This window comes from Paenibacillus sp. FSL R7-269 (assembly GCF_000517865.1).
Classification (GTDB): domain Bacteria; phylum Bacillota; class Bacilli; order Paenibacillales; family Paenibacillaceae; genus Paenibacillus_AQ.
In genome coordinates this window covers 25,739-44,419 of sequence record NZ_ASPS01000042.1, presented here as the reverse complement: position 1 = coordinate 44,419, position 18,681 = coordinate 25,739, and the positions used below count along the sequence as shown (strand labels likewise).

15 protein-coding genes are annotated in these 18,681 nt (G+C 53.2%); 2 read left to right on the top strand and 13 right to left on the bottom strand.

All coding sequences use genetic code 11. The features are described 5' to 3' along the window. Window positions 1-3: 3 nt before the first annotated feature. The 9 genes from C162_RS19105 to C162_RS19065 all read right to left on the bottom strand — a co-directional run bounded on the left by C162_RS19105 (window position 4) and on the right by C162_RS19065 (window position 7,421). Window positions 4-603, bottom strand: coding sequence for an anthranilate synthase component II (locus tag C162_RS19105; RefSeq protein ID WP_036696590.1), 600 nt, complete (start codon window positions 601-603; stop codon window positions 4-6). Further along, window positions 584-2,056: an anthranilate synthase component I family protein gene (locus C162_RS19100; protein ID WP_235218473.1), complete on the bottom strand. Its 1,473-nt coding sequence runs from the start codon at window positions 2,054-2,056 to the stop codon at window positions 584-586. Before C162_RS19100 ends, C162_RS19105 begins: the two co-directional genes overlap by 20 nt. A 51-nt stretch (window positions 2,057-2,107) precedes the next feature. Then, entirely contained in the window at window positions 2,108-2,449 is a 342-nt protein-coding gene (locus C162_RS19095) for a cupin domain-containing protein (RefSeq protein ID WP_036696816.1), read from the bottom strand. Between the two features lie 58 nt (window positions 2,450-2,507). Further along, window positions 2,508-3,191 carry a flavodoxin family protein gene (locus C162_RS19090; protein ID WP_036696586.1) on the bottom strand — a complete coding sequence of 228 codons (684 nt, stop codon included), beginning with the start codon at window positions 3,189-3,191 and terminating at the stop codon, window positions 2,508-2,510. Between the two features lie 29 nt (window positions 3,192-3,220). Beyond that, window positions 3,221-3,520 (bottom strand): AzlD domain-containing protein, encoded by a 300-nt coding sequence (locus tag C162_RS19085; RefSeq protein WP_051493694.1) that lies wholly within the window; start codon window positions 3,518-3,520, stop codon window positions 3,221-3,223. Continuing rightward, window positions 3,517-4,239, bottom strand: a complete 723-nt coding sequence (locus C162_RS19080) for an AzlC family ABC transporter permease (RefSeq protein WP_162174476.1) — start codon at window positions 4,237-4,239, stop codon at window positions 3,517-3,519. Before C162_RS19080 ends, C162_RS19085 begins: the two co-directional genes overlap by 4 nt. After that, window positions 4,199-5,020, bottom strand: coding sequence for a B3/B4 domain-containing protein (locus tag C162_RS34465; protein ID WP_051493691.1), 822 nt, complete (start codon window positions 5,018-5,020; stop codon window positions 4,199-4,201). The genes C162_RS19080 and C162_RS34465 overlap by 41 nt, the downstream gene beginning before the upstream one ends. 264 nt (window positions 5,021-5,284) lie before the next feature. Continuing rightward, window positions 5,285-5,839: an STM3941 family protein gene (locus C162_RS19070; RefSeq protein WP_051493688.1), complete on the bottom strand. Its 555-nt coding sequence runs from the start codon at window positions 5,837-5,839 to the stop codon at window positions 5,285-5,287. Between the two features lie 154 nt (window positions 5,840-5,993). Continuing rightward, window positions 5,994-7,421 carry an MDR family MFS transporter gene (locus C162_RS19065; RefSeq protein ID WP_036696581.1) on the bottom strand — a complete coding sequence of 476 codons (1,428 nt, stop codon included), beginning with the start codon at window positions 7,419-7,421 and terminating at the stop codon, window positions 5,994-5,996. Window positions 7,422-7,528: 107 nt separating this feature from the next. On the opposite strand from C162_RS19065, the gene C162_RS19060 reads away from it, so the two are divergent. Then, the gene (locus C162_RS19060; protein ID WP_036696578.1) at window positions 7,529-8,122 is read left to right on the top strand and encodes a TetR/AcrR family transcriptional regulator; all 594 of its coding nucleotides are present in this window, start codon (window positions 7,529-7,531) and stop codon (window positions 8,120-8,122) included. A gap of 273 nt (window positions 8,123-8,395) precedes the next feature. On the opposite strand, the gene C162_RS19055 is transcribed toward C162_RS19060, so the two are convergent. Continuing rightward, window positions 8,396-12,427 (bottom strand): endo-1,4-beta-xylanase, encoded by a 4,032-nt coding sequence (locus C162_RS19055; RefSeq protein ID WP_036696576.1) that lies wholly within the window; start codon window positions 12,425-12,427, stop codon window positions 8,396-8,398. Between the two features lie 212 nt (window positions 12,428-12,639). Continuing rightward, window positions 12,640-14,025: an MATE family efflux transporter gene (locus C162_RS19050; RefSeq protein WP_036696574.1), complete on the bottom strand. Its 1,386-nt coding sequence runs from the start codon at window positions 14,023-14,025 to the stop codon at window positions 12,640-12,642. Window positions 14,026-14,227: 202 nt separating this feature from the next. Here C162_RS19050 and C162_RS19045 point away from each other — a divergent pair, with 202 nt between their 5' ends. Beyond that, complete coding sequence (locus C162_RS19045) at window positions 14,228-14,407, top strand: hypothetical protein (RefSeq protein WP_036696572.1); 180 nt, start codon at window positions 14,228-14,230, stop codon at window positions 14,405-14,407. 477 nt (window positions 14,408-14,884) lie between these two features. On the opposite strand, the gene C162_RS19035 is transcribed toward C162_RS19045, so the two are convergent. Further along, window positions 14,885-17,398: a glycoside hydrolase family 88/105 protein gene (locus C162_RS19035; RefSeq protein WP_084648974.1), complete on the bottom strand. Its 2,514-nt coding sequence runs from the start codon at window positions 17,396-17,398 to the stop codon at window positions 14,885-14,887. Next, the gene (locus C162_RS19030; RefSeq protein ID WP_036696808.1) at window positions 17,398-18,663 is read right to left on the bottom strand and encodes a hypothetical protein; all 1,266 of its coding nucleotides are present in this window, start codon (window positions 18,661-18,663) and stop codon (window positions 17,398-17,400) included. The genes C162_RS19035 and C162_RS19030 overlap by 1 nt, the downstream gene beginning before the upstream one ends. Between the last annotated feature and the right edge of the window lie 18 nt (window positions 18,664-18,681).

Here is an 18,681-nt window from a genome sequence, read left to right as displayed (position 1 = left end):
TCCCTAGATAATTTGAGTTTCATATAAGAATGATACATAGGTCGAAATGAAATTATGAAATATTTGAAATCCGCTTTCAGTGCATACACTTTCAGGATGAAATTGAATAGATTCAATTGGCAATTCCCTATGCCGTACCCCCATAATATATCCATCATCCGCAGATTCTGCAGTGACTTCCAGACAATCCGGCAGCTCCTCCCGGCTCACGATCAGGGAATGATAACGCGTAGCCCGAAATGGATTATGGAGTTCTGCAAAACAGCCTTTACCATCGTGAATAATCTCACTGGTTTTGCCATGCATCAGATGTTTCGCCCCTATAACTTTGCCGCCGAATGCAAGTCCAATCGCCTGGTGACCCAGACATACGCCAAGGATCGGAAGACACGCTCCATATTGCCGGATCAGCTCGATATACCGCGCATCAGCCGGATGGCCCGGACCTGGACCCAGGACTACAAAATCCGGAGCCAACTGCTCCACAAGACCCGAACTTAACTGATCGTTACGCACCACTTCAAGCTCTACTCCGGCTTTCATCAGATATTGGCAAATAATAAATACAAAGCTATCATATGCGTCAACGACCAATGCTCTCATTCAGTACCTCCCTGCCTGTGACAGCCCAGAATAATGCACCCATTTTATGAAAAGTTTCACTCCACTCCTTCTCCGGCACGGAATCAGCCACCACTCCCGCAGAGGCGCGAATGGAATACGAATCAGGCTTATGGTGAACCGCTGTACGAATGCACAGGGCCATATTTACATACCCGTTGAAATCAATGAATCCCATTGCCCCCGCATAGGCCCCACGGCGCGTGGTTTCAAGCTCTTCAATGATCTCCATTGCCCGAATCTTAGGCGCTCCAGTCATTGTGCCTGCCGGAAAAGTAGCGGCAATAATATCATACATGTCGTTTGTGGCTTTCTTCGCTCCCCTTACACTTGACACCAGATGGTTCAAATGTGAATATTTCTCGATCGCCATTAATTCCTCTACCTCCAGAGTCCCTGTTTCACAGACCCGGCCAATATCATTACGGCATAAATCTACCAGCATAATGTGCTCTGCTACTTCCTTTTCATCCCGCTTCAGAGCTTCTATAAGTCTCACATTCTCCTCTGGAGTGGGGCCCTTGGGGCAAGTACCTGCAATAGGCCTCATTATGATGTTCCCACCCTGGATTTTAATATACAGCTCTGGACTGGCCCCGATCAGCGTCATCCCTCCAAAAGTGGCCAAATACATATATGGCGATGGATTACGCACTCTTAGTCTCCGATACACGTCAACAGGAGTCATAGGGCTGTCAATATTGATTTGATTCCCTAGCTGGACTTGATAGATATCTCCAGCCGAAATATAAGAGAGAGCTTTCCTCACATTATTCTGATATACCTGACTGTCTATCGTATATTCCACAGATAATGGCTCTACAGCATCAGTTAACACCCGGTTCATCTGCAAATCACCCTTATGAAGCATAAGGCAAATCTCCGCCTTGGACAGGTCATCCCATCCTTTAGCAGCTTGGTTGAGAATCAGCCGTACGGTCTTGTCAACCAAATTATATTCTATTAGCCCTTGATACAGGGACAAGGCAAGATCCGGGACCGTTCCGTCATTCGGAATCTGTCTCGGCAGACTTTCAACAGACCATGCGATATCATAGCCCAAATATCCAAAAAAACCGAAATAGAAGGCTTCGCCCCGATCCGGGACGGAAACGGTGAACTGGGACTGAACGAACCGCAGGAAATCCCACAAGTCCTTGCGATTTCGCAAATGCAAACCCCCATCCCGAGAGACAAGCAGCCCTGCCTTCAGCCCCCCCTGGCTTACCCGCTCCATCATGGACTCTAGTCCTGTCAGTTGTATTTCTGTTGAGAATGCTGTAATCGTAAAGAGCGGTTTGAACCCTATAAAAGTACTCTGGGCACTCTTGGAAGACCCCGATAAGGTTTCCAGAAAGTAGGTATTTTGCTCCCCCAGGTGTTCCCGCAAGGATAAATAGGTCTCAAAGGAATCGTGAAACGGAATATCATGCACTTCAGTGTTTACTTGAATAGGATGCAAGATTCTTCACACTCCCAGTCTGTTTTAGTCCACTTCATCAATAACAAACACCAGAGTCGGGCTACCTTCCATCCCTTGTGACCGATGCGGATCTCCATCAGGAATTACAAAACCCATCCCGGGCCTGCAGGATACCTTTCTGCTCTCGTAATGTATTGTGAATTCTCCCTGCAGCACATAACCCACATGCCCCTTCAGGCACCAATGCTCTTCATTAAAACCCGGAGGAAGCTCCAGCAACCGAAGCCGCTTATTGCCGATATAGCTGATTTTCACACGCCCGTTAGCACCAGGCTTTTCCCAGCTTGTCCATTCCATATTAGGAAAATCAATCCCTCCGAGAGCTTCCAGTTCCTTATTCGTCACAGCCATCAACCTCCACTTTTTATTATTTATTATATGAAAACCAATGATGGGCAATCTCTTACACTAGCGGTGCTTGGAGACGACGCAGCTCATTCTTGCATATTCTCCGCTCATTCTCTTCCTCACATTGCAAAAAGGAATGATTCGTAATCTGCGAATAATGCTTCATAGCTGAGATCATATCAATCATCCGGTTGATCATTCTTCGTACAGAATCCAGCCCTTCCAAATCACTGAATGCCTCGCTTGCTTGTCCGGCATGCAGAAGAGCGGGAAAACCGCTCCCTACCAGGATCATACGATTCAGCAGAATATTGTTCACAATCTGAGAATGAACATGCTGGTGATTATAGCGCCGGCCTGTAATGATCGCTCCTCCGACCTTATTCGTAAGGGGGCGCTCAAATCGGAGATAGCATACCCCTGAGCGTTCAATAAACATTTGCATCAGATGCCCCATGCCGAAACCATGAACAGGAACCGCATAAATAATCCCTTCGGCCTTCTGCATCATCTGCACAATGTACTGCATGTCATCCGTCAGTTCGCAGGCCTTCTCCCGGTAGTTGCAATCCCCGCAGGTCCCGGAAGGCGAGAGGTTAAATTCTCTTAAATTAAGTACTGAGAGATTTGCTCCTCTGTGGATAGCTATTTCTTTGCTATACTTCAGGATCTGGTCTGTATTTCCACCAATGCGGGTTGATCCGCATATCGCTAGCAGTTCTACCGGCATAATATCCATAGGCGCATATTCCTCCCATTATGAATGGATTATAGAAGTTCAACAAAAACAGCAACAGCGACAGAAGCAATGATGACACCAAACAATGGCACCTTTTTAGCCAATACGAGAACAATAGCAACCACACCCGCTGCAATCCCTACCATCGGCGCCTCTTGATCCACCTGAAATATACCGGGAATAATTAACGCGCTGAGTACAGCCAGAGGAAGATTCTCCAAAAACCAGTTCTTTCGCTCCTCCATCTCCGCCTTCCGCACAAGCAGCAGCGGCGCAATGCGGAATAAGAAGGTCAGCATACCCATTCCGAGGATCACAATTATTGTCACATGACTTCACTCCTGACCTCATTTTCTTTGGAAGGGAATATTCCGCCGACACATGCTCCGATGATCATCGCAGCCACTACAGTAGCTGTTCCTAATAAGGGCTGTAGCAACCAGGAGGAAACAGCGGCTGAAATGCAGATCGCCAGGTTTCTTTTGTTGAGCCGGATCTGGGGTATTACTAATGCAATAAGCAAAGCGTACAGGGAAGTATTCAGCGCCGGCAAAATATTAGCGGGAATATAATCTGCCAGCATAATCCCGGCATACGTTGCGATTAGTGTGACGGTGTAGGGCGGGATCTCCAGCCCCAGCAAATAAGGAAGGGAATGACTCCCTGCTTCTCTGCGGTTTTTGTCGGACATCATACTGACCGCATACACCTCTTCTGTCAGCCCGAATCCAACAAATCCTTTGTAGAACGGGCGTGTATTCCGGTTCATTCTGGAAGAGAATGACAGGCTAATAAAAAAGTATCTTAAATTGATAACGAACGTGAGCAGCAAAATAATAGGGGCAGCGGTTCCCACTGCGAGCAGCTTAGCTGCGATAAACTGGCTTGCTCCGGCGTAGACCACAGCGGATAGAAGAAAGACCTCCAGGTCACTTAAGGAAAGGGCTTTGCCCACCAGGCCGAAGGTGATGCACGCCGGGATATATCCGATAACAATGGGAATGGAGTCAATAATACCTTTCTTCACTTGCCTCATGGGCTCTGTCACGATCCGCGAAAACCTCCCCGTTATGTAATAGAAAGGTATGCACAGGTGAATCCTTATGAATGAACGCCCATTCAGATCTCCCAACTCCGGTAAATGGCTGCAGCAATTCATTTAAAAGAAACGTAGTGGCCTCTACAAGTACTTTAGCTTCTTTATGGACCGCTTCAATCGTAAACAGCATTTGTGAGGATTCAGCCGTTGTCTTAACATGATCGCTCTGTCTCCAGTTCCAGCGCCGGGAGTGTGCTCTCCCGGCATCATCTGCATAAATAATCTCACCGGCTGAAGGAAGCTCACACCCATCCACTTTCCCAATCGGCAAGAACTGTTCATTCCCAGTAGCTCTTCTGATAACAAATTCTTGTATATCAGAGATATCGCACGAAGCTATAGGTGTACGGCATTTCAAAGAGATAGCATTGCATAAGTTCACGAGTGTATGAATTCGGGCTAATGCCCCCTGTTCAACTACACGTCTTATGAGCGATTCTGCAGCGCAAGGATACCTTGCGGGCTTGACACCAAATTGACTATAGACTTTCCGCCAGGCTGCAATGGTCGGAATTTCACTTATTGATTCTTTTTGCAATCCTGAGTTCATGATTTCCTGTTCCATATGAGCAAGCAGCGCGTTCACTTCAGAATCCCTGTCTAAGTTTGCAATATGAGAAGTCGCGATCAACCCAACATGTAAATCAGGGGCTATCTCAAAAACATCTTGCGAAAATTCCACTTTAAATGCTCTACTGCCCTCTACTTTCCCGGTATGGACTTGATTCATCTTAATCCTCCTTCGGAGCATTTCACTTCACTGCATTGCAGCGCTACATGGAATATTATACCTTATATACATTTTATTTATAAACTACCAATTCCCGACCAATCAACCATACCAATTTGCTTTTGAACTGAAACGTCCGGATGGACGATATCATCCTCAAATAAATCGAATATGTGCTCTTCTGTCTCTAAAATAAAAAAGCACTACCGTGAAGTAGTACCGTCAATGTCCTATTCTCTTTTATGTTTAAATAGCAAATTCAGACTACCTCAGCCCCGCCCACAGCCGTCTTCGCAGCTCCATCTCCTCATAGATACGCTCCAGCGGCAGTTGCATGGACTGGCCCGTTATATTCACTGGTGTGCCGGCGAGACGGAGGTTGATGGCCATCAGCCAGCGCTTTAGTCCGCGTTGCCGGGACAGGTAGGCTTGGGGGTCAACGAGGAAGATGCAGATGTTCAGTTGTCCATAGTAACGGATCAAGCGGATGTCCGAAATGTCCTCCCACATCAAGCGTCCTCCCGGAATCGCTGAAGACTGGTCATCAATGCCCTGGGCATCCACCACCAGCAGCGGGGAGCGGCGCAGCAGCATGATTAGATAGACGATGGCCGCCAGGCCAAACAGCACGGTGCAGGCAATTCCCAGCGTCCGCAGAAGGATGGCAAGATCCGTCGTAACCTCCCCGGATATTTTTAGCAGCCAGAACCCCAATATCACAAAAAGCAAGGATCCCGCTAACAGGAAAAGGATCTTGATCCAGAACGGCTTCACCACGAGCGGCTGGTAACCTCCATCGTTATACGGCTGGTAGTCCATTTAGTCGTCCTCCTTCAGAGCCTGCCATTGAACCGCAGCAGATACATGCCCAGTTTCTTTGGATTATAACTATAAATGGTACCCGATCACTCTACCCTCCGCAACCATTTTACCCAAGAAAATGAAACATTATTGCACATGCGCACCAGCCGTGTTATTTCCGTATTCTAGGCAGGAACGCCGCCGGAATTAACGCCAGAGTCGAGAAGGCAATCGTCCACATGAACGTATGATCGAAGGCAACGGCCAATGCGGACGGGTCAGGAGTCAGGACGGAATTCAGCTCATTTTGCAAAATAATTGCGATAACCGATACGCCGAAGGCGCCGCCAATCTGCTGCATAATACGGGTAGTGCTGCTCGCGTGCGGGATTTGCTTCGAGGACAGACCGATATAGGCAGAAGCCATAACCGGCAGAAAAACGGCCCCTAATCCGGCCCCCCTCACAATAAGAACTGCACTCAAAAAATAGTAACTCGTGTCTGCTCCAAGCTGTGTCAGCGGCCAAGTGCCGAGGATGGTAAGGACCGTTCCGGCAAGCACCACAGGTCTCGATCCGATCTGATCCGTCAATTTGCCGGCCAGTGATCTGGTCAGCAGCATCCCGATGCCTTGGGGAACGAGCAGCAGGCCGGAGATCAGCACCGTTTCACCGCGGACTTGCTGGAGATACAGCGGCAGGAGCAGCATTGCACCATAGGTGGTCAAGCCGGATAGAAACAGCAGTGTAGAGGACACGGTTAAGGAACGTACCCGGAACAGCCTGACATCGATCAATGCTTCGCTTCCTTTGCGGAGGGCATACACCACAAATACTGCTAAAAGCGCCACACCTGCTATGACTGGGGCAAGAACCGCAGCATGACCGAAGCCGTGGTGGGAGCTGACTTCTCCAAGACCGTACAGGATAAGCACGATAGCCGGAGACAGCATCAGCAATCCAGACATATCCAGCCGTAGCGTCCGGGCATTGTGCTCTTCCTTAGGGAGCCCTTTCCAAGCAACAATTATGGCAGCCACGCACAGCGGAATATTGACAAAGAAGATCCATCTCCAGTTCAAGTGATTAACGATTATTCCACCCACCACCGGTCCCAGAATGGGCCCAAGCAGCGCTGGCAGAGCTATGGTCGCCATTTTTCTGCCCATATTGTCTCCTCCATAGGCACGTACGGCCAAGGTCTGCATAATGGGCATCAGCAAGCCCCCGCCGATCCCCTGAAGGGTTCGGAACAGTATCAGGCTCTCCACGTTCCACGCCATGCTGCACAGCACAGAGCCGAGCAAAAACATGCCCAGTGAAAACAGCCACATCCTCCTTCCCCCAAACCGCTCCACAGCCCAGCCGCTTATCGGAATGACCATCGCAAGCGATAGCAAATATCCGGTCATCACCCACTGAATCGTGGACACCGAAGTGTTAAATTCCCGGACCAGCGTATCAATCGCCACATTGGTTATCGTCGTATCGAATATCGGTGCCAGGATACCAAGCATAAGAATCCACATCAAGTTCTTCGCTCCAGCCTGCTGTTCAGACGGTTCAAGTGCTGGTTTAGCTTGCTCTTGCAAGTTGATCATCTCCCTTTAATCACTAAATAAGATACTTTAAGTTTCTTATTTGAGCCTATGATATACTATCCACATAGGAAACGCAACGAAATTCTCCAATGGAGGTTGAGATAGATATGTCCACTTCTCAAGAACAGGATAAATCGAAGAACAGACGCAGAGGCAAGGAGCTGGAAGCTGCCATTCTGCAAGCTGTACGGGAAGAGTTAACAGAGCAGGGGTATTCCAATCTTACGATGGAAAGTGTGGCCGAGCGGGCGGGAACAAGCAAGGCCGTACTCTACCGCCGGTGGGCTAACCGCGCTGAGCTTGTGCTTGCTGCCATCCGGGAACGTGTGCCCCTGCCGCTGGAGGAAGTCCCCGATCACGGGAATTTGAGGGATGATGTATGCGGGGTGCTGCGGGCTATGAACCAGAATAATATTCAAGCCATATTGAACGCTTTCTACGGGCTTGTAGCGGAAATGGGCGATATGCCGCTTGCCTCGTATATTTTCCCGCATGGGCGTCAAAACAGGACCATGTCGATTTTGCTAGAGCGGGCTGTTGAGCGGGGAGAAGTGTCTGCCGAAGCCGTGACCCCCCGAATGCTCACTCTGCCGTCCGATCTGGCCCGCCATGAGCTGATGCTGTACAACGCCCCCATGTCGGAGGAGACGATCGCCAATATTGTGGACGAGGTGTACCTTCCACTGGTGTTGAAGCGGTAAATACTTGTTATGAACCTTCATGCCATTTCTCCAGCATCTCCTGCGCCTTGTGCTTATCTGTCAAAAGCATCTTGCCACTGTCGTGCTGGCAGCCGGTGCAGCCGGGACTGATTGCTGATCTGGATGAGGGGCATTACTTTACCGTTTAGGCTATTCGCCCTTAATTATTTGATGTGGGGCTAATGTTGCAAGTATTGCAACTCGGCATACCCAAACAGCCAGCCACCGGAAATCCCCGGCGACTGGCTGTTTCTCTTTCTTATAGAAGTAACTTTACAGCTTCCAGATCCGGTACAGAATCACCGCAGCTTCCGCACGGGAGAGGGTGTCCCCCGGGGCAAGCTTGCCCGTCTTACCGTTCACTACACCGTATTTCAGCAAGGCGGATACGCTGTCCTTGGCATAGGCGGAGATTTGACCGGCATCGGTGTATGATGCAATTGATCCGTTGCCTTCAGCCGTGATTCCGGCCGCCTTCAGGGCACGCGCTGCAATTACCATCATCTCCTGACGGGTGATGACGCCCGCTGGCTTGAAGGTATCGCCCGCATAGCCTGTGACGATACCGAGCTGCTTCGCCGCCGCAAGCTCCTTGCTGTATGCCGCGTTATTCTGGACATCGCTGAAGCCTGTAACTGCTTCAGCAGCAGCCTTAAGCTCCAGCACCTTCATCAGCGAGGCTGTGAAGTCTGCTCTGTTCATAGGAGCCGCAGGCATGAAGCTGATGCCGCCCGGAATGATATCGCGCGCAGCCATGGCAGAAGCTGCCTGCTTCGCCCATGACAGGCTGCCGAGATCTGTAAAGGACGGCGGAGCGAAAGCTGCGGCAAATGTGCCGAACTCCGGAGTACGGAACACCAGCGCTTCCTTCGCTGCCTCGTAACGGCTGTTCACCACAGCAGACAACGTACCGTTACCGGTGAGCGAACGGACCAGCAGGGAATCAAGTCCCCTCTGCTCTTCCGCTGACGCTTTGTAAGGAATAGAGACGGTCATCGCGCTGCTGCCAGGCAAGGCTACCTTCTGCCCGTCTGCAAGCAGACTCAGCTCCACCACCGGACGGCTGCCGGTCTGCTGGAGAGCAGCGGCATTCAGACCTTCGGCTGTGGATTGCTTGACCCGGATGCTAACATATTCAGTGGTTGCTGTAACCCCTGCGAGCTGCTCACTTGGAATGGACAGCGTAGCGAGGCCGTTCTGGAGGACAAGCAGGTACTTCTCCTGTGTCTTCAGGCCTTGAAGCGGCAACTGGGCTTCATAGGAAGCCACGCCGGTCAGGTTCGCCAGATCGATGATGATCTGCTTCCGTCCGTCCGCTGCCGGGGCCGCCTGCTTCAGGGCTTGCTGCCACAGCTCAGCCGTAACTACAGCCTTCGCCTCTGTACCTACGGTCTTCACCACAGGTCTGAGCGTCACCACACCATCCTTGCTGTCCATCTGTGCAGTCTTAGGTGCAGGCGTACTGCTGTAGCTGGTACCGCCGGATACTGGTGCCGGTGTAGCTGTTGGTTCCAGCGTTGCTTCCGGTTTTGGCGTTACCGTTGGTGTTGGTGTTGGCGTTGGCGTTGGCGTTGGAGTCGGCTTCGTCGGCGGTTCAGCGCCGTCTTTGGCCTTAAGCTTCAGCACGCCGAAGACGGAGGTGTCCTGATAGCCGTTGCCGGTGGTATCATTCCAGGCGGCCACACTTTGCCGGACGCCGCTCTTGGCATCGTTGATCTGAGTGTCGAAGCCGACCTTGGTGCCGCCGGCTGGCGTGATTTTTTTGAACGGAATCTTCATTTCAAGCGTATAGTTAGTTCCGGTTACCTTGGTTGCCGACTCGAAGCCTGCACCAATGGCTGCCGGACTGAAGGAGGCTTCATTGTCGTAATTGACCCGGTATTGTCCGTCATCGCTCTCATAGAAGGTCGTGCGGCCGAAATTCTCATCCAGGAAAATCTCGACAGAGTCCTGCTCCCATGGATTCACATTGCTCTTGTCCAATTGAGCGTCATTCACTTGGACCAGCACATACAGATTCTGGTCATCCCACAGGGTACGCGTGGTTCCGCTTGCGCCCTGCCAGGCCATCTGATAACGGTTCACAGCCATCTCGGGCGCAGAAGCCCAGATGCCATCCGCTGTTCCGTCAATGACCGGCGTGCCGTAGACCGCCTCTGACACGTTGGCTTCCGCTGTATCCGGCTCATGCTCAGCCATGAATTTGGCCGGATCAATGACTGCGTAGTAGGCCGGCTTCGCCTGCAAATCCCTGTCGAACAGAAGCGGGCTTGACTCCGCTCTCCAGCTTGTGCGGTCATCCATGCCCCAGAAGGTTACCCGCGCGATATGGTCAGCATGGGCCTTGTAAATATCCATTAATTTGGCATACAGATAGCCCTGGGCAATCTGTTCCTTCTCCGTCTGCTTATTCCCGCTGCCAGCCTGAATATCCAGCTCGGTAATACTGACCTCTACGCCAAGGGAGATGAACTTCTCCAGCGACAGCTTGACGTTATCTGGATTGGTATTGATATTGTAGTGCGCCTGCATTCCCACACCATCAATCAACAGCTTGCCTGGATGGGTCAGCGCGTACTTCTCATTCAGTTCCTTGACCATACTGTAGATGGCCTGGGCCTTGTTCTGGTTATCGTCATTGTAATCATTGTAATACAGCTTGATATCCCATTCCGGATGCTGGTCCAGCACTTCTCTGGCCGCCAGGAACGCCTGCTCCAGATAGTCCGGGCCGATAGCATCATACCACGGAGCCTTACGCAGCGCCGCTTGCCAGTTATTCGGATTGGACGGGTTATCATTCATAGCTTCGTTGACTACATCCCAGGAGATCACCCGGTCTCCGAAATGCTCCATAACTCTCTTAATGTGCTCTCTCAGGTTAGCGAGGGCTTCGTCACGCCCCAGTGGAACGCTTTTGCCCGCTCCATCCGTTGACGTATTCATCCATGCAGGAGACTGCTGATGCCAGACCAGCACATGCCCGTGCATCTTCATGCCTTCGGCAAGTACCTTGTTCACCATCGCATCCGCCGCTGTAAAAGTGAAATTGCCCTTGGTCGGCTGCAGCGCATCCGGCTTCATGGCATTACCTGCGGTAGCAACGTTGTGATGCATTTTCAGCAGGTCCAGCCGCACACCTTCCAGATCCTCGGCGGATAACGCGTTGCCGATCAGGAAGTCTTTTTGATAGGCTGTTTTTAGCGGAATCAGATCTCTCTGAATATCCACCGGAGCGGTACCGGTATGTTCGAAATTAATATCATCGATATAAAAGGAAGCGGTTGCATTATTGGAACTCTCAATGTACAGGGTCAGATGTTCGCCGCCCACACTGTTATAGCGGTAGCTGCCCTCATATTTCACCCAGCCGTCAGCCGTACTGATCGTCTTGGGAGACAGCGCCACATAACTCGCTCCTGTATCGTTCCCCACCTGTGTGGACAGCTGGAGCTGTGCGCTCGCCGGTTCGATCAGCTTCACCCAGGCAGACAGGGTATATTCGCTGCCCTTGTCCACATACTTCTCCACACGCAGGGAAGGCCCGTGCCAGGTGTTGCTTCTGCCCTCGACCTTCAGGGAATACGAACCGCCCTCTGTATGATTCGCTTCATTCGTTACAGTTACCGTCTCGGTTCCGGCTCTGCCGGTGAAGCCGCCCAATTGCTGATCTTCAAAAGTAACCTTGCTGAACGGCAAAGCCGGTTCACGCACAGGCTCTTCCCCGCCGCCCGGAGCGGACTCTGCCGTTATCAGAAGATCGCCAAGGTAGAAGGGTACTGTGGCTCCCTTTTCGTTGGAGTTGATGCGCAAGGAATGGTCTCTCTTAGTAGAGTCCGTGGCACTCGTGTCCACAGTAAATGTCTTCGTCAGTGTGACCGATTGCCCTGCCACATAGGGTATTGCTGCATAATTCCCGTAGCTGTTCACTGTCTGCAGCGCTGCTTCTGCTCCCTCTGGGAGCGTCACCTTCGCGTCAACGTAGACAACAGCCGTTACGGTGTACGTTTTCCCATGCTGGAGACCGAGATCGGTAAATTTGAAATCAACTCCATCCCAGTTGTCCTTCCGGTTGTTTACGTATAATGCTGCACCATCGGCATTCCCTGCAAAAGGAACCTCCTTAACCGCACTCAGGATTGCTCCCCCTGAGTGGCTCGTCTTACCTGCCCCATTCGCGAAGGTCTCATGATATACCGTGGTCTGTGCCTCGGCTGCCTGAGCAGCCGGAAGATAACCGCCTGCCGGAAGAAGCAGAAGGGCTGCCAGCAGCACCAGAGAGACTTGCTTGATTATTCTCTTCATGCATTGCACTCCTCTGTATGAATTTGGGTTTCAATGAGTTAAGCGCTTACAGCTAATGTGGAAGCCTCCCCCTTCACCACCCAAATCGTAGCATACGGACCCAAGTGCGTCTTACCTGAAACTAAAGGTTGTACCGTGCTTTTTATAGATGATTCCGGCTTACTGCACAGCAAAGAAGACCCCTGAATTAGGAGTCTTCTTACCAGCAGGATCTAGATCAGCTTGTGCGCATACCACTTCTTGCCCCGGAAGCGCCACAGGAATACTGCTCCTCGGACCGCCCACTCGCAGTTCATCGCCAGCCATACCCCCAGCACCCCGTACCCCAGTACAATTCCGAGAATATAGCCGAACACCACCCGGAACAGCCACATGGTCAGCATTGAAGCAATTGAGGTGAAGCGGGAATCTCCCGCTGCCCGCAGGGCAGACGGCAGAATGAAGCTGAACGCCCAGAGCGGAATCTGGGCAATCGCATTGACCAGCAGCACCACGAACAGATCATCGATAATCTCCGCAGGCGGGGAGAAAATAGACACCAGCGGGTGGAACAGCGGCATCAGGATCAAGGCCACCAAGGCGTAAGAGGCGGAACCGATCCACAGGAAGGACTTGATGAACTTCCGGGCATCCGCCACATCCCCCCGTCCGATACACTGGCCGACCACGGTCACAATCGTCAGCGACAGCGCACTGGCCGGAATCTGAAAGACCATCGCCAGCGATCCGGCAATCGCATTAGTGGCGATGGCATACGTGCCCAGACTGACAATGAAGATTTGCGTCAACAGCTTACCGCCGTTGAAGAACATCTGCTCTGCGGCGAACGGTACGCCGATGAACATGATTTTGCGCAGCATCGTAAGCGGTACATGGAACAGGTCGCGGAACCGCACACGCAGCACCGAATCGAACTTGAACAGATAGATCAAGGCACAGGCCATCCCCACATAACGCGCAATATTGACCGCAAATGTCATGCCCAGCACACCCATGTCCAGCAGGTTAATAAAGACGACGTTGAGGATAACGTACAGCACGTTCATAATCAGCGACAGCATCAGCGAAGCCCGCGTCCGGCCTACGCCCCGCAGCGCACCGCATACGGCCTGAACCACGGCAATCCCCAGATAAGAGATGCTGCTGCCGATCATATAGACCCGGGCATTGTCCAGCACATCGGCGGAAGCCGTCCCGAACAGCAGATTCAGAATAGGCGTATGGAAGGACATCAGCAGCAGACCAATACCCACCGCAAGCAGCGAGACCGAGGTTACCGAGCCGGCTGTAGCCTGGGAGACCATGCGGTCATTCCCGCTTCCTTTATACTGCGCAACCACCACCGTCCCCCCGGTCGCAATCGCCACAAACACATTGATCAGAAAAATATTCAGGGAATCCACCATATTCACCGCACTGACCGCCGCCATCCCTGACGAGCTGATCATCGCAGTGTTGACCAGATTCAGTCCGATAATGAAAGCCTGGTCAATGAGAATAGGCAGAAACAAGGCGATAATTTGCCGGTAATCCATGCTGTCTCCGGACAGATATTTTTCCAGCCATTTCTTGGCCGGTTGAGGAGCTTGAAGCTGCATACATTGATCACATTCTTTTCTGTAGAATAATTGCAGGCACACAATACATTCCTTCCAGTTTACTACAGATTCCGCTTCAAGTCTGTGTTAAGTGTGGATTTCGTTCAGATTACCGGATAACATTCCCTGCTCCCTAAGTAAAATCCTGGGTCCGGCCGAAATATAGAATGAGAGTATTTACTTTCGGAAGGAGGAGCCTATTATGAATAACGAGATCGTCAAAAGTCTGATCCAGCAGGTGACGGAAGATGTGTTATCCGAAAACCAAGCTGCCTTGGAGCAGAGTGGAAACAGCCAGGCCAGCATTCAATTAGCTGTGCAGCTATCTGCCATTACCACCCTTAAGATCCTTGAAAAGCTGGAGCTGATCGATAAGGATTAACCGCTCAGCTCGCCTGTGCTACATACCCATAAGGCACTCCGCGCAAAAAAACGCAGGAAGCAAATTTCGCCTGCGGGTTTTTTGGCGTGCCTATGGGAGATTCAGGGGTATTTGTGCGCTTCGTATACGCTCTAGGCCTGCTTTTGACAAATTCAGGTGCACTAATGCTCTTCATTTACGCTCCAGGCCTGCTTTTGGCAAATTCAGGGGCACTTGTGCTCCTCATTTACGCTCCAGGCCTGCTTTTGGCAAATCCAAGTGCACTTGTGCTCCTCATTTACGTTCCAGGCCGGCTTTTGGCAAATTCAGGGGCACTTGTGCTCTTCATTCTGACGGCTTAGAGGGATTTATCCCTTTTATTTTGGCTCATCATCCACTTTTATCCGCATCAATGGGATTTATCCCTCTCATTTTCGCTCACCGCCCACTTTCAGCTGAATCAATGGGATTTATCCCTTTAAATTTGGCCTGCTCCCCTTATATGCGCTGCGCTTCCAGCCCCCGTGTGAGCTCAAGCACTTCAATACCGGCCAGCAGCACTATTCCGATTCCGTGAGTATCGTTAAGCTGCCAGGTGAGTTGTTCTTTGTAATATAGTTTGTTGAAGGAATAGCCCGATCCCCGGCAGACGCCATAGACATTCCCCTGATGGTCGATGCAGTACTCGGCCAGTGCCGTCCAGCCGCGTAACGCTGCACCGGTATATGGATACGGCTCTGTCAGCCAACCTCTGCGCACGCCGCGCGCAAAAGCATACACGAACATCGAGGAACAGGATGCCTCCGCATAAGATTCGGGATCGGTCAGAACCTGATGCCATAATCCTGCGGCGTCCTGCAGCCGTAAATATCCTTCGCACAGCAGCCGGTAATACTCCAGCAGTTCTTCCCGCTGCGGATGTTGCTCCGGCAGTACCTCCAGCAGCTCAGTCAGCGAGAACAGCACCCAGCCATTGCCTCTTCCCCAGGCTACACCGTTCGGCTTGCTGAATTTGTAGTCATACACATGATGCATAATGCCAAGCTCCGGCTGGAATAGCCGATTACGGTAATGGAGAAATTGTGACACTGCATCATCCAGATAAGCGGTATCTCCCGTCAGCTTATAATACCTGCTCAGGAATGGAGTACTCATATACAGGTCATCACACCACATCGTTCCCTGCATGAAGTCGGTGGTGCCCCGTGTCCGGTAGAGTGCCCCCTCCTCATCGCGGGACTGCGTCTCATGAATGTACCGGGCGATATACGCCGCTGTCTCGGTCGCTCCATGCAGCGGCTGTTCGGCATGGGCGGCGAGCATCGTAGCACCGAAGGAGCCGCAGTCATCCAGTGAGTCCATGAGCGCCAGCTGCTGGTTAATACCCGGAGCACCATAGCGGCTGCGGTCCCAGAGCGAATAAGCATGAAGCCGGGTACACTGCTCAATATGTCCTCTAGTATAAGCGGAATAATGAGGATCAGCCAGAGCCTGACCGGTACGCAGCAGACCATATAGAGTTACCCCGAGCGGATAATTCCAGCGGCCGTACAGCACACTCTCCAGATAGGGCCTGACTGCACCGCCAGGACGGTCCACCCGCCAAAAGCATTCCTCCGCCCCTTCACCGAAGGGAGCATCCATAGAGACCGCTTCCATTGGCTGCGGTGCCGCCGATTGTAGAAACGGGCCCAGGTACAACCATGGCCCGGTCTGCCCTTCCACCGGATAAGGACTCACCAGCTTCAGTGTGCCGGTGGAGCTTTTAAGGACACAAGAACTGCCTCCCGTGTCCCCCGCCCGGACACGGGGAACTGCTTCTGCTGCTTCCAGGCGGAAGCCCCACCCGGGGCCGCCGCACACGGCCTCGACCAGCAGGTCATGGCTGCCGAAGCTCAGCGGCAGCATGCACTCAAGGCCGGCACTCTCTTCGGACTGGATGGCGGCAAGCCTGCCATCTACGTAGACCTTGAGTGCCGCTACATCCCGGCTGCGGAGGGACAGCCGGACGTTCATTCCGCCCGGCGCGCTCACCGCAAGCCTGCTCCAGGCCAGCGCCTTCGCGCCGGGCTCCGCGCCGAGCACGCGCGCGAGATTCCCGCGCTGTGCCTCGTCATCCGGCCATCCGGCCGCCGGATACCAGGCACAGCGGGCCGCCAGCGCAGCTTCGGCGGCCTCCGCGGCTTCTCCGCAGCAGACGCGCTGCGAAGGCTCTGCGCGGTGCGCCGCAGCCTCTCCCTCTGGAGCGCCGCAGCCCTCCGGCTGCAGGGCCCATCTGCTCTGCTGCGGCGCGCTGTAGATCCAGCCCTCGCAGCCGCTGCGCTCCGCAGTCGGGGCCAGACAATGCAGCGGTGCGCCCTTCACGCTCCCGGTGCCGAAGATCCCGCCGCAGCCGATGCCGACTGCGGTACACTCCAGCAGGAAGTGATTCCAGCCTGCCGTCAGCCCGGTACGAAAGAACGCCTTACGGTCCGGGAACACATCATCGTTCAGATTGGAAGCGAAAACGGCAATGCCGTTGACATAGACTGTCACCGGACCGAAGCAGCTGAGGGCGAGCGGGATTTCGCTGTCTGTATCGCTCCACAGCTTCCCCCAGGCATAGACAAATTCCCCGTCCCGCAGCTCAGGCAGCCGCTCCTTCAGGTTCATCTCGTACCGGCAATCCGCCAGCCGCGGGAAGCTGTGCTCCAGATGCACCCGGTAGACCGGAGGCTGCGGCGGATTCGCACCAATATAGCGGTTCGCTATAACCGCCAGCATGGATTCTGTATGATCTCCAGCGGTACGGACGATGGAATGACGCGGATCAAAGTAGGCGGGGACGTTGGCCTGCGCAACCTCACCTCTGCTGCCCGGCGGGCCACTTTTCACGGTACTCTTCACGGAATCCGCTCTCAATGTACTATCCTGCACGGCATCACTATTCGCCGACTCCGCTCTCAATGCAGCACCCTTCACGGCATGCCCTTCCTCGGCACTCAACACCGCCTTCTCGTCCCCGCCCCCCATCACAACGCCACCTCACCGCCGGGGTACAGGGTGGAGCTGTACAGGCGTTTGGACTGGGGCAGCGGCTGGCCGGGGTGCGCCGCTTGCAGCGGTAGGGCTTCACCGGCATAGACAGCAGCCAACTCATCCGTATAAATAATGACCTGCTCCGTTCCGCTGCCCAGCAGATCCCCGTGCACGGCATAACCCTGCTCGGCGAACTCGGCTACGATATTCATATAGCCGTCATAGAGTGCGGGAAGCACAGCTTCGCCCCGGCGGTATGCCAGAATATAGTCGGGTGCATCCGGCCAGAATCGGCTGACGGCTTCGACAATGGTAAGCCAGCCGTCAGTGGTACGTTCTTCCTTCCACAGCTCCCGGCCGGACTGGTCCAGCAGGAACATAGCATCCTTGCCCCGCAGACCCTTGCCGTCATCCTCCCGGACTAGACGGTCAAGGCCCGCAATCTGCAGGCCGGGCAGGTCCGGGCGGAACCGCCCGAGCGCCAGATGCTGCGACTCGACAGAGCCTTCGTACCGCCACAGCTCGCGCCCGTCACGGTCGTACATCACCGTCACACTGCCGCCGATGACCAGCTCCGGCACCCCGTCTCCGTTCACATCGCCGACCCACAGGCAGTCCGCGTGATCGTCCAGATCCTTGCAGCTCCATAGCAGCTTGCCCTCCGCGCTCAGCAGATCATATCCGGCCATTACCTCATCGCGCCCGTCACCGTCCAGATCGTACACCCAGGGATAATGCCCCAAATTGCCCTGGTGGGTCCAGAGCAGCCGGAAGTCCCGGTCCAGCACCCACAGCTGATGGTAGCGGTCTTTGAGAATGATGTCGGAAGGATAATCGCCGCCTGACAGGTTGGCAATAATGATGCAGTCATGAGCCTCCTTTGTCGGCAGCGGATGAACCGCTTTGACTTTGCCCGTCGCCCCCTCCAGAATATGCAGCTGGTCATTCATCACACACAGTACCTCCAGAGCCCCGTCACCATCGATATCAGCAATCTGCGCCGGATAATCGGAGCCTTGGCTGCCTGCGTCCGGGTCCGGCTTTCCCGTCTGCCACAGCAGGCGGCCATCCAGATTGTACGCCGTCAGGCACTGCACCTGATGGGGAATATAACGCACATCCTGGCGGTTATCCGGCTGCACCAGCAGCAATTCAGCCCGGCCGTCCCCGTCCAGATCGCCGAGCAGCATTTTACATCTTGGACCGGCGGCGGAGATATCCAATCCGGCCAGCCGGTGCAGCTTTTGACTATGATCCATATGATTCACAATACATCC